12 protein-coding genes and 1 pseudogene are annotated in these 16188 nt (G+C 43.5%); 1 reads left to right on the forward strand and 12 read right to left on the reverse strand.

The window, feature by feature from the left end; all coding sequences use genetic code 11:
• Window positions 1–15 precede the first annotated feature (15 nt).
• The 12 genes and pseudogenes from WMO41_RS11995 to WMO41_RS12050 all read right to left on the reverse strand — a co-directional run bounded on the left by WMO41_RS11995 (window position 16) and on the right by WMO41_RS12050 (window position 13935).
• Complete coding sequence (locus WMO41_RS11995) at window positions 16–804, reverse strand: ABC transporter permease (protein ID WP_349229949.1); 789 nt, start codon at window positions 802–804, stop codon at window positions 16–18.
• A gap of 37 nt (window positions 805–841) precedes the next feature.
• Window positions 842–1885, reverse strand: a complete 1044-nt coding sequence (locus WMO41_RS12000) for a glycosyltransferase family 2 protein (protein WP_349229950.1) — start codon at window positions 1883–1885, stop codon at window positions 842–844.
• 22 nt (window positions 1886–1907) lie between these two features.
• Window positions 1908–2927, reverse strand: a complete 1020-nt coding sequence (locus WMO41_RS12005) for a glycosyltransferase family 2 protein (RefSeq protein WP_349229951.1) — start codon at window positions 2925–2927, stop codon at window positions 1908–1910.
• Between the two features lie 13 nt (window positions 2928–2940).
• Complete coding sequence (locus tag WMO41_RS12010) at window positions 2941–4326, reverse strand: sugar transferase (protein ID WP_494338460.1); 1386 nt, start codon at window positions 4324–4326, stop codon at window positions 2941–2943.
• Window positions 4316–5167: a glycosyltransferase gene (locus WMO41_RS12015; RefSeq protein WP_349229953.1), complete on the reverse strand. Its 852-nt coding sequence runs from the start codon at window positions 5165–5167 to the stop codon at window positions 4316–4318. Before WMO41_RS12015 ends, WMO41_RS12010 begins: the two co-directional genes overlap by 11 nt.
• A 470-nt stretch (window positions 5168–5637) precedes the next feature.
• Window positions 5638–6525 (reverse strand): hypothetical protein, encoded by an 888-nt coding sequence (locus WMO41_RS12020; RefSeq protein ID WP_349229954.1) that lies wholly within the window; start codon window positions 6523–6525, stop codon window positions 5638–5640.
• 544 nt (window positions 6526–7069) lie between these two features.
• Window positions 7070–7609, reverse strand: a complete 540-nt coding sequence (locus WMO41_RS12025; RefSeq protein WP_349229955.1) for a hypothetical protein — start codon at window positions 7607–7609, stop codon at window positions 7070–7072.
• Entirely contained in the window at window positions 7599–8552 is a 954-nt protein-coding gene (locus tag WMO41_RS12030) for a helix-turn-helix domain-containing protein (RefSeq protein WP_349229956.1), read from the reverse strand. The genes WMO41_RS12025 and WMO41_RS12030 overlap by 11 nt, the downstream gene beginning before the upstream one ends.
• 15 nt (window positions 8553–8567) lie before the next feature.
• A complete protein-coding gene (locus WMO41_RS12035) occupies window positions 8568–9722 on the reverse strand; it encodes a hypothetical protein (RefSeq protein WP_349229957.1) in 1155 nt (384 codons plus the stop codon).
• 418 nt (window positions 9723–10140) lie between these two features.
• Window positions 10141–10224, reverse strand: a pseudogene (locus WMO41_RS12040) (IS200/IS605 family transposase); the annotation flags it as partial.
• A 135-nt stretch (window positions 10225–10359) separates the two neighbouring features.
• Window positions 10360–12063, reverse strand: coding sequence for an O-antigen ligase family protein (locus WMO41_RS12045; protein ID WP_349229958.1), 1704 nt, complete (start codon window positions 12061–12063; stop codon window positions 10360–10362).
• Between the two features lie 42 nt (window positions 12064–12105).
• Window positions 12106–13935 carry a hypothetical protein gene (locus WMO41_RS12050; protein WP_349229959.1) on the reverse strand — a complete coding sequence of 610 codons (1830 nt, stop codon included), beginning with the start codon at window positions 13933–13935 and terminating at the stop codon, window positions 12106–12108.
• A 214-nt stretch (window positions 13936–14149) separates the two neighbouring features.
• Between WMO41_RS12050 and WMO41_RS12055 the strand changes: the two genes are divergently transcribed.
• A complete protein-coding gene (locus tag WMO41_RS12055; protein ID WP_349229960.1) occupies window positions 14150–16057 on the forward strand; it encodes a PspC-like choline-binding domain-containing protein in 1908 nt (635 codons plus the stop codon).
• Window positions 16058–16188 lie beyond the last annotated feature (131 nt).

Here is a 16188-nt window from a genome sequence, read left to right on the forward strand (position 1 = left end):
TTTCCTTTCATCGCATTAAATATACAAAATAAACTTGTCCTGGCTCTTTAAGAAGACCAGAGTACCGATTCCCATCATCAGCAAGGACACAAAAAAGCCGTAAATGATCAGGCGTACATCTGGAAGCATCCCATTCAGCACAATGGTTCTAAACTGCGCAATAAAGGAATACAGCGGGTTGAAATGTTTGATGAGCCACTGCAGTTTCAGCGGCAGCTGACCGATCGGATAAAATAACGGTGTTGCATAAGTCCATGCTGTCAGGAAAGCTCCGTAGATATATTGAATATCACGAAAAAACACAGTGCCGGAAGCCAGGAAAAGTCCAAGTCCTAACGCAAATACGTATACCTGCACAAGAATCACCGGTATAAACAACATATTCCAGTTAAACCGGATTCTGCATATAACAAAAACCAGAAGCATCGCTCCAAGGGCAAAAACCATATTTACAAAAGAACTGGTTACTCTGGATAATGTGAAAATATATTTGGGAACATACGTCTTTTTCATCAAGGCTGCATTTCCTGTAATTGACCACATAGCCTGATTGGTTGCATCTGAAACAAAGTTGAAAATTGTCTGTCCAATGATCAAGTATACCGGATAATTTTCTATATCAAACCGGAACATATTCGAAAATACCAATACCATAATTCCCATGATCATCAGCGGATTAAGGATGCTCCACAAATATCCAAGAAAACTTCTCCGGTACTTTAATTTAATATCTTTTACAACCAGCTGCTCTAATAATGGCCGGTAGTGCTGAAACACTTCCAGACGCTCCTTCATTTTTGTCATTGCTCTGTTTTTACTCCTCTCGAGCTATTCGTTTTTCTTAACTATCTGTTTCAATCTTTTGATTATTTCTTATTTTATTGTATAATCCAGAATGCAGAAGCTGCTCATATAAGTGTAGTGAAACATGGAATCGGTTCATCCATTCGTAAATCTGATATTTTTTTCTGACTCTGGAGAAAATTTCCGGATTCAGGCTACGGATCATCTCATTGTAGCGCACGCAGTCTCTACGACCCGCCTTTTTATCTGGATTCATAATACAGCCTGCTACATAATAGCTCAGGATGACTCCCTCTGTTTTTTTGTAAATATATTCTTTGGCTGCGCCCGAAAACTCTGGATGTGCGTTGTAATGCCGAATCAGATCTTCGGTCACCTTTTCTACATGACTCATGCGTTTCAGCCGGTTTGTCACCGATACGCTCTGTTCTGCATTTCCAACCAGATATTGATACAAGTATAAATCCATCGGATAAATACTTGCTGCATAGGAGCACGGAATTGTGGTGTATTCGTGGTCTTCGTAAAAGATCTTTTCCGGAAGTTCATAGCGGTGTTTCTGGTAGAATTCCCGGTTGTAACAGATTCCGTGAAAGGCAAAACAGCGGTCAAAATTCTTCCAGTTTCGCACGACATCTTCCAGGGTATAGATGGTTTCATATTGATCCAGAAACATCTTCCAGACAGTCTTTTCACCGGTCATCATATCTACCTGGTGATATGGATTTAAAACAACATCTGCCGTGCATACTGCCAGCTTGTCCACAAATTCTTTCAGATTCTCAGTAATTACCCAGTCATCCGCATCAATCACCTTCAGATAACGTCCTGCTGCCGCTGCTGTTCCCACATTGATGGTCGAGCCGTGTCCGCCGTTTTCTTTTGAAATCAGGCGGAACACATTCGGATACTGTTCTATATAGTTTCGGGCAATCTGCGCCGTCTGGTCTTTTGATCCATCATCCACAACGATCACCTCGATCAAATCCAGTACCTCCAGATTCAGGAAAGAGGTAAGACACTTATTCAGATATTTTTCTACATTGTAGGACGGGATGATAAACGATACGATCTTGTCCATAAAAACCTCTCTGTTCTTTTCTCTACCAATACGTTCTTCTGACCAGCATGTTTGCCAGATAATATGTATGGTATTGCGTCTTTCTGAGAAGCAATACCGCCTTGTTGATATTGCTGTCATAAATATCGCGGTATTGCTCTTTTAAGTGTTTGTCATATTGCTTCATCTGCTGTTTTTTCTCTGCAGACGGCGGAAAACTCAACATGATCTTGAATTTTCCGGCAATCACACGCGCGATTATTCTTGCAATATACTGCTTTCTGGCCTGTGTGCAAGGTATTTCCTGTCCAAGCTGCTGATAGAAGTGCAGAAGCGATGCCAGGACTTTATCGTAGTTCTGCTCATTCTTCTGCATCTTATCCATTCCTACGCTCTGTCCTTCCCGCCCGAGACGGTAATAATAAACAAACGCGTCTACAAAACAAATGGTATTGACATAGGGGATCGGATAGGTAATGTATTCCGTATCTACATAATAGCAATGCTCGTCGATCTGGATCTGGTGACCGCGGAGAATCTCGGTTTTGATGGTCATGTTGTGCATCTTCATATACAGCTTGTCTGCAATCTCATCAAACGGATAGATTTTCTGATACGCTACCCCCTCAAACGGAATTGCAATCTCTGCTTTTGTCTGAAATGCAGCTTTATCGGCTTCCCCATGGTCGTAAGTCCACAGGAAACCGGAATATACAACATCTGCATCCGTTGCCTTTAATGTCTTAACCAGACTGACAAAAGCATCTTTGCCTACCCAGTCATCGGCATCGACCACCTTAAAATAAGTTCCGCGTGCATGGGCGATCCCGCAGTTGATGCCGGATCCATGACCGCCGTTTCCCTTAGTGATGACCCGGTAAGTATCCGGGTAACGCGCCTCGTATTCCCTGGCGATATCCACCGAATGATCCGTCGAGCCATCGTTGATGATCAGGACTTCGATATCCTGCAACAGTTCCGGAATATCAAAGGATTCCAGATTGTCCCGCAGGTATTTTTCCGCATTGTATGTCGGTACGACTATCGTTAATATTTTTCCCATAACTTCATCCATTCTATTCCTTTAAAGCCGGGTCTTCCCACAGTCCTTCCTCAAAACCATCTGTCGATTCCTTCATGAGCAGCACCTTGGGTGTCATAAGGATCAGCTTTAAGTCCATCCAGATGGAATAATTCCGTATATAAGTCAGATCAAGCTTTAATTTATCATAACTGGTTGTGCAGTAACGTCCGTGCACCTGCGCATATCCCGTGAGTCCTGCTTTCACTTTCAGCCGATACTCGAATTCCGGGATATTTTTTGTGATGATGCGTGCAAGCTCCGGGCGTTCTGGTCTTGGTCCCACCAGGCTCATGTCACCTTTGATAATGTTCAGCAGCTGTGGAAGCTCGTCCATACGGGTTGCACGCAGGAAACGTCCAACCGGAAGAATACGAGGATCTTTTTCTCCGGCTTTTACCGGACCGCTTTTCTTCTCCGCATCCACAATCATGGTCCGGAATTTATAAATGCGGAACACCTTTCCGTCCAGGGTCAGACGTTCCTGTGTGTAGAACACCGGTCCCTTATCAGTATTCCAGATCAGAAATGCGATGATCAAGAAAAACGGACTGGTAACAAGCAGCATCAGACCGGCAACAACCAAATCCTCAATTCGCTTCACCACAGCCTGATCCCATGCCAGACCGCCATCGTTTCGCGACAGATAAAGTGGAGAATCGAAGATATTCAGTTCTACCGATGTACGCAGAAGAATGTCGCTGATCTTCGGCACGGTATAACTCCGGATATTCTTCGCATAGCAGAGCTTCATCAGCTGGTTTCTGGCTCTTGCCGGGATATCGCCGATGATGACACCATCATAATCTTCTGCCTGTTTGATGATTCGTTCCAGTCCCATATCGATCGACACGTTTTCCGCAATTTCGTATTTGTCATCACGCGTATCAATGCGGTTCACCAGATGGAACATCGGCGTTCTTCCATAGACCAGAAGAAGCTTCCGTTTTGGGAACATCACTGCATACAGCTTTTTAAAAGCAAGTGCCCAGATTAAAACCAGTACAAAATCTGCTGCTGTCAAAGCCAGCAATGCTGCCGGGTTATGCATCTTTTTATCAAACAAAACAACCTGTACATAAGAAAAGGCATTGACTCCCACAATGGAGATCATATGGGAATATACCAGTGTCCAGTACTTATAGATACCTACTTTCAGACCTCCATACAGCCTGTGCAGCACCAGCGATAGTGCCAGGTATTCTCCCGCGATCAGCCAGTTTCCGCGTCTCCAGAAGGCTACTGTCATATTTTTGTTGTAATAATTCATCCACACATAATAGTAGATGGCCAGTTCCAAAAGTACGATGACAGCTGATCCGGTAAATTTCACCATGCGCTTGTACTGCTCAAAACTGTTGTTTGTCTTTTTATCTTTCATTGCCATTGTGATTCCTTAATTTCTTGTCGTAAATCATTTTCCGTATACCATTTGGCAACAGGCTGACTAACACTCTGGATAGCAGCACAAATATATACTGCGAAAAACTGAGCATTTGCCTGCGGTACATGCCTGTCCAAAAATAAATCAGTGGTTTTATATAGGATATCCCGCCGCGCCGCCGGTGCATATCGTTTACACGCATATAAAGAAGCGTATCCGGAAGATTCGCGAACCGGCATCCATTCTGGTACATCCGCACCCAGAGGTCATAATCCTCAAACAATGGACACGGCTGATATCCACCTGCAGCCAGTACTTTTGACTTGCGAAACATCACGCAGGGATGGTTGACTGGATTGCGCATTTTTATATAGGATGCAACCTCTGTCTGGGTCCGAGGCACACATTTTCTGGAGACAATGCTTTGCTTCGCTTCCCGCTCTGTCTGAGCCTCTCCCTGAAATTCGGCTATGGTGCCGCTCAGGACATCCGTTTCCGGATATGTCTCCAGATAGCATAGCTGCTTTTCACAGCGGTCCGATGCTGCTATGTCATCGCTGTCCATGCGGGCTACCCATTCACAGGTACACTCCGGCAGTCCCTTCGCCAATGCTGCTCCAAGACCAGCATTTTGCTCCAGCCTTACCGTTTTTAAAAGAGAACGGAATTCTGTATCTTTCAAAACTGCTTCCAACTCTGTTGTCAAAGGACCATCACAGACCAGAACAATTTCCGAAGGCCTCCACGACTGCCCTTTCATGCTTTTGAGGGCCGCATGCAGATATTCCGGACGTTCCTTCTTGTATACAGACATCAGCACGGAATAACGTTTGTCCATCGTAGGGTTCTCCTTTCCGGATCGGTCTATGGCGCACACTTACGCAGAATTAGCCTTTGTACAGTATAACACCTATGGGCTTTTTTCGCAACTTTTGCGGTGAGAAAAGCGCTGGAAGTGCTGGAAATCCTATGCTATAACCAAAAATGCAATTATTAATACAAATGCGACAAAATCCAACTGATACTAGCTTATTTTATGACGATTGTTCTGAAAGTACACAGAATCCACCAATTCTGCATATTCTCTACCTGAGAACTTTTTAATATCTTTAAAAAATAATAAAAAAAACACAATTCTTAATTCACATCAAAAAAGACTATATTGTAAAACGAAAAAGCACCGCCAGAAAAGCTATATAGAACAAGCCTTTCTGCGGTGTTTTTCCAAATATCACTGTCAAAGACGGGTATTTGTTTCAACTTGTATTTCCTGCATAAAACCTTAATTAGTGCTTAATGATCCATGCTTTACAAGCCCTTCTGTTTCTTTTTCTCCTGTACGGTCCTGATATAACCCTCAAGCCGTTTTCGGCCAGCCTCGCCCAGGCTTTCATTACGCAGTGCGTAAGTATAATATTTTTCGGCCTCCTCCAAAAAGAAACAATCCTGCGGTTTCAACTTTGCATCCATTTTTTCAAATACAATTGCAGCGTATTCTGCAGCACTGTACTGTTCGCTGGAAATAGAACCATCTTCGTAACTTTCCTCATCATCCACAGCACATTCGCTATAAAACACTGCCGCAATACCAAGGCAAACAACAGTCTCCTCCACTGAAAAAAATTCGCTGGCATCGCCCAGACGATGAAACAGCTGTGCCAGGCCATAATTGGCATCTTCCATGCTTCTATAATTTTGCGCCCGGATTGCTTTTGATCTTGCCTGTAAAAAGCCTTCCACAGCAATGTCCCCATACAAAATCGCATTTTCTTTATTGAAAATGGAAGTATCCATCATATGGGAATTCTTATTATCCTCTCGGACCATTCCCATAAAATACAGGCAATCCAGGGCTGCATGTCCCATCAGGCCAGCCGTATTGAGTGCCGGCGCCATTTCATAATTTTTCCTGCGAAGCTCACATATTTGGACTGCATATGCAAAGCCTTCCTCAGTATTATAATAGGACTCGTTTGTCAGCCGGTCTGCCTCATCTGCATTTTTTGCAGCCCTGGAACTGTCTTTCGAATTTTTTGCCGCATAATTCGACTCCTGACCGCAAAGATCTGCCATACGCAGGATTTGGCCCTGAAAGCTTGCGAAGCTTTCTCTGCTTCCAGTTAATCCGGCTGTTTTTCCTGCTTCCAGAAGCTGTTCCCGGCAGGACATCACATTCGGCTGTACCTCATTCCCCATGGGCTCATATGCAGCATCCGGAGCTTCCGTAGAACGAAGAGCGCGTTCCTCTGCAGAGGTGTACAGGGATTGACCAGAAGATAGATCCCTGTTGTTTTCTGCTCCTTCCTTTGCATCTTTTTCGATGAACGTAGGACGAATTTCTATTAGACCTGTAGCTGCAAATGCAGAGATTCCCGCCCCTGCAAAACAGATTCCTCCACACGCCACAAATGCCAAACGAACAACCCCATTCTTCTTATGTTTTTTGACAAATATACAGCAAACTATCACAAGCAGGGTAAAAAACAGAGAAATCACCACGGATGGAGATTTTCTAAAATAGGCTATTGCGCCCATAAATGTTCCTATAATGAACTTAATATCTAAAATCAGATTTTTAACAATAGCAACCAATCCAGATAAAACTTCCAGAAAGCCCTGCGGCTGTGAATTATTCTGTGTCTTCCCGCTTCTTCCCCGGGCGGCCTGATTTTTTTGCTTGCCCATTCCTGCACTTCCTTTTTACGCCGCCCCAGGTTTCCGTATTGCCAATAGAACCGGCTTATTTCTTCTCCAGCTGGTTAAGAATGACTACCATCCTTTGCTGTTCAAAATTCTGATCTATTTCATCTGCCAGATACTTGCAGGTTGTATCACTTAGATAAGTGATTGCTGCAAATGCATCCTTAATTGCTTCCTTTGTATAATTGCATTTCACCATAAACGTAACCAGACTGTCCAGCGTAATTGCCACATCATATAAATCCTGCAATTCAGCAAAACCCAATTCCTTATATTTTTTTCTACAGAACTCAGGGTGATAACGAAATACAAAGTTCTCCAGAATCTGTTCCAATGCAAACAATACCTTATCAGGTGATGTTGTCTCCAGTTTTCGGATTGCTGTCATGCGATAATATCCAGTCATTTTTTCCTTTACATAACCAAGCAATTCCTCAAAAACTGCATCGTCTCTTCCAAAATAAGAACGAACTTTCTCTACTTCATCGAATTTTTCCTGTGGCAAAACATCTCTTAAAAAGTCACAAACGTTAAGAAAATTCTCTGCAATCTCATCCGACAGATTCCCATCATAATCCACCTCTCCGGCATCTTCCTGAATACATTTCAACATGATAATCTTCCAGTTCTTTCCCGCTGCCTTTATAAAAGAATCCATCTCGTTCAATATTTTTTTCATTCTGATCACCCAGGCTTTGTAAGCTTTCCTTTCTTTTGATTTGATTCATCTGTCTATATAACGTATCATTTTTTTGTCGTTTTGATAAACTTTTCTGTTTTCTATGTAAATAAGTATTTTTCTTCTGGCTGCCACCAGTTTGATAAGATAAACAAATTTCTTCCGACTGTTTTTCGCGTTCCGCCATTGAAAATAACTCTGCGAATTTTATGTATTCTCCTTTTATTTCGTAACAAAGCTTCTCCAGATTTTCATAATTCTTCGGTGGTGTATATATCAGAGTTTCTTCCTCATCTCCCGCGCCCAAGCTTTCCAATATATAACGCCTTCCGTCCCGATTAAGCTGGTAAAACTTGTTCCTGCCGACTACATTTTCCTCCACCAGCGGGGTTGCCATATTCCTCATTCGCTTCATAACATTGCTCAGGTTACTGACTGACATTTGCAGTTCTGCCGCCAAATCTCTGTGAAGAATCGGCTCTTTTTCCCATAGAATTTTTAAAATACGGTCTTTGTACTGAGTTTGATTTTCATATGATTCTGCTTCCAGTTTTTGAAGCTTTAAAAGCATATTATAAACGGCTTCACACTGTTCCCAGATTTCAAAAAGTGTTCCTAATTCAAAGATTTGATTTGCCAGTTCTTCCATGGCTGGCTCCAGGCTTTCCATAAAAGCCTGGAGGACCTGATCAAACTGTTCTTTCTGTTCCAGGCTCTTTTTTAAACTTGCAAGATCCGATTTTCCAACCTGTTCCAAAAGGATGTGGCTTATCTCCTCCCGCTTATTTTCCACCCAGTCTATATTCAGATACGCTGATCTTGTAATTTCATATTCTTTTCTCATCTCATTTGTCCTCGTCTATGCAGTTCTGTAGTTACACTCATACCGAAAACTGTCCTCCGTTTTTAACACAGAAATCTCATAATAGCAAAGATCTCTGGTACATGCTTCACAAATGCCGCTGCACGCTGCCTCCTGTGGACAGTTTTTCCATTCCTCCGGTCTGGAAAACAGTTCTGCCAGAAATTCACCAGCGCCAGTGTTTAAACACATGCACTGGCGCTTTTGTGTCTGTACAGGCACCAACAGGCCACATAACCGGTCAACCAGCAGCAATGCCTGTTCACCCGCATCTCCATACTGTCCGGATTCGTAGAGAACGCGGCCACTTTTTCCCAAAACCTTAACCTTCTTTCTACAGTCTTCATAATACATCGGTGAAAGCAGCAGAACAGCCTTCTCCGCATAGGATTCTAATAGATTTTGAAGCTGTATAACCGTCCTCGGTTCCACAGTTGCCAGAGGAAACGCGATAATGTCACATCCATGCTTCAACGCTGCTTCTGCAATCCGCACAATCCGCTTTTCCATAACATTCTGTTCATCTGCTGCCCAGGTCATCTCTGTGGCTGCATCTGCCACAACATTGATCGTGCTGGAAGAACAAACAGGTGATACTGCTATGTCCAGTCCATTTTTCTCTTCCAACACGTTTTGAATGCTTCCTTTTCTCACATAAATACAGCGAATACTTTCCATGGTTTCCATATCCGGCGTTACTGCCACATACCGTTCCAGCAGTGTTTCCCTCCCAGAACATCTCAGCCAGTCAACCGCCGCTGCCGGATATATTTTTATGTTGACTTTTTCATAATTTGTATTCAGTGGTGGAATCTGTATAACACTCTTCCAGGCACCTCCACTGTACTTCATTCTGTTATAGTAATTTCGGAAATCTCCAATCTCGGTTTCCAGTACTTTCACCAGTATCCGAGCGCCTTCATAATCCCCCTGATGAATGCACTGTTCTGCATCTGCACAAATACGGCAGTATAACTGAGGCGGTAACTGAATCCCTCTGCTCAGCGCTTCTGCCAGTTTTCGCAAATATCCACCAAACCGTTCCATATCTGCCGAAAGCTGCCCTGATCCAGGGCTCATCAGTTTTTGCCCCGGCATTCCTTCCTGCGCCGCCAGCAGCAATGAAATAATATCTGCCAGTAAATTAAACACGGTATATTCTCCCACCTGATCACATCCGTTCTCTTTCGAATACTATCATTACTATATCATACCAGTTTCTGGAATTCAAGAGATCTTTTTAATCGTTCACTTTATTTCACTATTTATTTTTGTTTTTCAAAGAAAAAAACGATAATTTCCGGCGTTTTTATCCAGAATTATCGTTTTTATGATATATTTACATTACAACTGCTAAAAATTTTATTTTTCTGTACTGCTGGATCGTACCGCTGCACTCCCCATGTCCCAGAACATTCGCAGCAACCACCAGAAATGCTATAATCAAAAAAGCTGCTGCCAGAAAAGCAATCCTTTATTCTGGCAAGGAACTTTTTTCTGTTATCGTAACAAACAAACGCGACCGGATACTTTCCTTTTATTCTGAAGAGGAAGTAAGGAAACTGTTTTCATACAATACCGTTTTTCTGTATTTTGGTATAAATACTATGTGATACTGGCATTTCCATCGAGTATGTGATAAACTTCTATTGTCCGTTTAGACTGCCTCCTTTGATTTTGAGTTTGGCTTGCGACACCATTCTCATCATATCACAGGAGGCTTTGTTTTGTTATCCTCACCGTTTCCACTTATTCCATTCTCTCCAGCATAGCTGGGGGATTAGACTTTTCATTTATCCCTGCTGCTTGCCACACCTACACTCATAAGCACCCACATCACTGGCGTTGCAATCGGAAGGTTTAAATTAACCAGAGCTTGGGCGCAGTAGCAGATCACCGCAAACAGGCAGCCTATTACGCAGGCACTCTTCTCAGCAGCCAGGCCTGCCGCTCCGGTCATTTTCGGACCGTGTGCATTCTGATGAATCCAGTACTTTGCCATCTTCCAGCCATTTCCAAACAGGAAGCACAGATATGCAGCCAGCCCAATTGGGCCGATTGTCAGAAGGAACTGCAGATACTCATTATGTGCAGTATCAAACACCTGCCCGGTCGTTCCGACCATATCCTTCATAAAGGACTGGGTTGTCATGATTCCAAAAGTATCCGGTCCAAAACCAAACAGCTTATGCATAAACGGGAATGCTGCATACAGTTCCAGTGACTTGCGCCAGATATATCCGCGCATGGTTCCCCAGTTATCATTAAACACCAGATAATTGCCGAGACTTCCATAGCGTGAGCCATTACCGAGCGCATTTGCATCCAGCAGCATGATAACAAGCACGATTGTCCCCAGAAGGATCAGGCCAAGCCAGATCCGAATCAGTGTAACTTTGGATTTTTCTTTCTGTTCCTGTGTTTTTCCGGCAAGCAATGCTGCTACATCTGCCTTTTCCTGCTTGCGGAAGTAAAGCGCAACCGCTGCTGTCAGACACCACAATAACACCACAATGGCAAGAAGTCCGGGAAGATTAACCAGAATCTGGAATAAGCTGTCCAACCCGATCACCATATCCGCATAGGCCTGATTGATAAAATCAATGCACTGGATCACGGTTGCGAATGTTGCTGCCATAACCAGATACCGGACCACGCCCTTTCTGCTGCGAAATACCAACAGCGGAAGCAGCGCAAACAGGGCACCCAGGGCCAGATAAGCATTGTCACTGCAGCCCATAATAATCGCAAAAAATGCAACCACCATGCACAGATAATACCAGCATGTTTTCAACCAGCCCTTTGCAGTGGCAAACATTGCTGCGGCCGCGCCCATGACCAGTGCTACATATGCCGTATAGGTGTTAATATTGCCAATCGTGGAAGTAAAGATTGTAGATTGCTCTGGCTTTATCTTCCCTCGGAAATGCAGGATATCAAGCTGGAAGTAATCTGTAATACCAACATAGCAGACAATAAGTCCTGCAGCAAAAAATGCCTGCATTACAAGTTTATTGCCGCGCCAAAGCCTGCTTACTACAAAATACATCACAACATAGAGTGTCATAAGGAACAGACCGCTGTAGCGTCCCTCATTCCCCCAGAACGACTCGTAGAGATATTCGGACTGCAATGTAGATATAGCCGACGCCAGCCAGAAGATCAATACTGCCGTATCCGCAAACCGGAATGTCTGCTTCCAGTTCGCCGGTTTCAATGATGCGAAAAGCTTTTTCACGTGTTCTCCCTGAAACTCCTTCCAATCAATCACCAGCATCACAATGCCCAGAAGCAAAAGCACGGTCAGCATCACCAGCGCATTCATGTAAAAACATTTGTATTTTGTTTCCAGTATATTGAAATAAGACTTGTCATAAATCAACGGCACCGCAATCACGGCAAATACCAGAAACACACTGATCACTCCACTGATAATAGAAGAACAGGTTTCCGCAAAGCTGTCGGTTCTGTTCGCAACTGTATTTTTCTCCATAAGTTCTCCTCATCTATTTAGTCTTTTGCTTTTTAAGCGCCACTATTGCATCCCATAACTGCGCATGGCCTCCAGGAAAGAGCGACGTCTCGGATACAGTTTTCTGTATCTCTCGTAATATTTTTCTTTTGCCCTCTGTTCTCCATTGGATTGCAATACTTCACATAATGCGGCCAGAAATGCGGCACACTCCTCATAATAGTTTCTGCGATTGGCCTGCATAATTCCTTCCACACGTTTTGCCAGCCAGACATCAATCCGTTTCAGCCATTGTTTTTGTTGCGTTTCTGTCAGGGACACCTGCTGCTTCCAGTCTGAAAACAACAGGAAAAACAATTGCTGATTATCCCCTTCCGTCATTTCAAGTCCCTGCACATACTCCTCCGCCCGGAACTGACAGTTCGCAATTACCCTGTCCTGCATCTCCTGCAGACCCACCGGAAGCGCATTTCCACGATATAATAAAAGCAGCATCAGCGCAATGCCTTGTTTCATAAAGGTTGCTGACCAGCCAAGCGCTGCACTGGTAGCCATTCCGTTTTTTCTCATCTGTTCAAAGTCCTGCTCAAAGAACATCAGTACGCAGTAATCATACCATGAAAGCGCGTTGCGCTGACACTCCCCCGCGATAAATTCTGTTCTTTTCTGTTTTGATTTCTGAAACTGCTCTTCGATGGTTGTTCGAACCTTGTTCTGATATCGCCTCCAATCCCGGACTTCAAATCGAAGCCGCATATAATTAACAATGGAAGAATCCGATTGAAAGGCCTCCAGCCAGCACTGTTCTGCTGTTTCCACATTTTGCAGGCGATTGGCATAATCTGCAGTCCGAAGCGCAATTTGACTCCTGATCTTATAGTCAGATGGAATCTGCTTCAGTGCCTCCAGGCCAATTGTTATCATGGTTCTGGCTTGTTCCTGCCCATTTTTATCTGCCCTGTCCGATTTCCCATTATTTCCAGTCTTTCCCTTGCATTCCAGATACTGAAGGAAAAGGGACGGATGTTCCCTTGCATATGTTCTGGCATTTTCCAGCATTGCAGTATCATCAGACAGCAACGACTGTGCTTCGTTCAGAAGACGTTCTGCCCGCCGTCCCGTCTGTTTTCCAAGAAATGAAATCCAGCTGTTCAGAAAAATATCAAACTCGGGCAATTCTCCGTTTCCCATCTGCATCAGTGATTCAATTCGAACCGGCTGACCGCCCTCCATATTTTCAATCATGGCATACAGCTGTTTCACCCGGACTGTCGGTTTACTTCCTATATAATTCAGATACAGGCATTCCATTACCAGCCTGTTATAATCACCCTTCAGTAAATCGTACAGATAAAGATCCTGGAGTGACAGTGGCGAACCATCACACTCCAGATAATCTCCGGCCACAAAAATCTCGAGCAGTGACAGCTGCTCAATCAGTTCCATCACGCTCGAATCCATAAATTCCCGATCAATGCAGGTATGAACCATCTGAATAGCCTGGCGGACCCCCTCCAGAATCTGATTTGGGTCAGAAAAGACAAACTCCTCATCCTCACTGTTGTACCAATCATCCCATTCTTCGTTATACTCACTGTCAAGGCGGTCTTCTCCATCCTGAATTTTTGTAAGTTTCTTCAAGATATCCTGAATCTCACGCTTCCATATTTCTTTCTCATTTTCTGAATCCCCAGACAATCCGCTCTTGTCGTTACCTACGCTCATGCTATTTTGAATTTCCTTTAATTTCGCTTCAAACAGGCTTCGCTGTGATTCCGGCAAGATTCGGGCCATTTCATGTACAAAGGCCTCCAGTTCCTCCTTTGTCATCTTCTTTATCAATATATCAACAGATTTCAGAAACTGAGGCAATCTGATCTGATTATCTTTCATTTGTCTCTCCCAACCACTTAACTTCATACATTTATACTGCTTCGATTATAACGTTTTTCCCCTTTTTAAACAATGGAATTTTTTTCTTTCATTCCATTGCTTTCAGACTCCGCTCCTGTCAATAATTTGCCTTATAGGAAGTATAATCGTCTCGTAATGCAATTTAGGAATTTCGTAGCAAATTCAAAAAAGTAAAAAGGAGAGTGCATTCATTATGAGAAAGCAGACTAAAGTAGTTGCAGTTGCATCTGCAGCAGCTCTGTTAGCTATCGGTGGTGCTATGACTTCTTTCGCAGCTCAGGGTTGGGTTGAGGAAGATGGTACCTGGTACTACTACGACAAAGATGGCAACAAAGTTGAGGACGAGTGGAAGAAATCTGGAGACAACTGGTTCTGGCTGGATTCCGAAGAGGGTGGCGCAATGGCTACCGATAAACTCATTGAGGATGATTCCAATACCTACTATGTAGATGGCAACGGTGTTATGGTTACCAATACCTGGGTTAAGGTTGTTAACGAAGATCAGGATGATGATGATCCGGCTGAGTATCGTTACTACTACATGCAGTCCAGTGGTAAAGCTTACAAGGCAAGCGAAAGCACTGGAAGCACCAAATTCAAAGTTATCGATGGCAAAAAATATGCTTTCGATGAGGATGGTAAGATGCTGTATGGCTGGGTAAACAAAGATGACGCTACCCTGGCTATGGATGACTCTGATTGGGAAACTGCAACTTACTACATGGGTTCTTGGGAAGATGGTGCTCTGAAAACTGGTTGGCAGAAAATTACCGTTTATGATGAGGAGAAGGACGATGATTACGATTATTGGTTCAACTTCAAATCCAACGGTGAGAAGCGTAAACACAACGAAGATGCTGAGGGCGATATCTTAGAGAAGAAGATTAACGGTAAGTACTATGGTTTTGATAACCGTGGTGTTATGACCTATGAGTGGACTGTTGCTACTGGTAGTGGTGATGGTTCTACCGCATCTAACTGGCGTTACTTCAACAGCCCAGAGGACGGTGCTCGTTCTACTAAGGGTTGGTTCAAAGTAGTTGCTCCGGATGCAGATGGCGATGACAATACTTTCAAAGAGTATGGTAAAGACGAAACCTTCGCTAAGGGTGATGCTGAGGACGAGAACGAAAGATGGTATTACGCAGACGGTGATGGTGAACTGTATGTTGGTAAGATCAAAAAGATCAAAGGTAAATACTATGGCTTCGCTCCGACTGGCAACAAAGCTGGTGCTATGATGACCGGTCTGTGCGCTCTGCGTGTAGACAATAAGGGCAACATCATCAAGATGTGGGCAAGAGATATGGATTCTGATGATCTCGATGATGCATTAAAACATGAGGGAGACTTCAAAGACGGTGATGATTACTTCGGTAAAGAGACCACTGATACGCTGTACTATTTTGGTAACGATGAGGATAGTGACGGTGCTATGAAGACTGGCAACACCACTGTTTCTCTGGATGGCGACAGCTATTCCTTCCAGTTTAGCAAGACCGGCGGTGCTGAAGGCAAGGGTCGTGGTCTGAACGGTATTGATGACGGTAAGTACATTTACCAGTTTGGTATGAAGCTGAAAGCTAGCAGCGATGATAAGTACATTGTTGTTTATGCAGATGGCGATACCGGTTCTACTGCTTCTGTAAATGTTCACAAAGTTAGCAGCGCTGTTCTGAGAGCAAACTACTCCAGCGAATCTGACCAGAACAAGGATGAGGATACTGTTTCCTACGTTGGTACTCTTGGTAAGCTGAATTACAAAGAGGATACTGATGGTAATCGGGTTCTTGATAAGGATGGCAACCCGATCGTTAAGGGTCTTACCAGCAACTACTATCTGTTAAATACCAGTGGTTCTATTGTTAAGAATAAGACTGCTGCTAAAGATGGTAATGATTGGTATTACTATGTAGATGAGAAAGTCATCAAGATGTACACCAACAACAAGACTCTGTCTGTTGATTCTGATCAGTCTGCACTTACCGATGCGGCAGGAAACAAGCTGAAAGAAGATTGGGATAACTCTAAAGTCTTCATCACTGCTGAAGATAATGTAAATGATGAACTCACCACAGATCTTGTTGATGACGGAATCTAAATTTTAGAAGAATTTTAAAGGTTTAGATTTACAACACAAAGGGGCTGTCGCACCTGAACTGCTCCCCGTCAAGTAGACAATTGAAAAAATATAAATTTTTCCTGCCAGCAGAAACTTATCTGCTGGCAGTT

It is taken from the genome of Ventrimonas faecis, from assembly GCF_040096075.1.
Taxonomy (GTDB): Bacteria; Bacillota; Clostridia; order Lachnospirales; family Lachnospiraceae; genus Brotaphodocola; species Brotaphodocola faecis.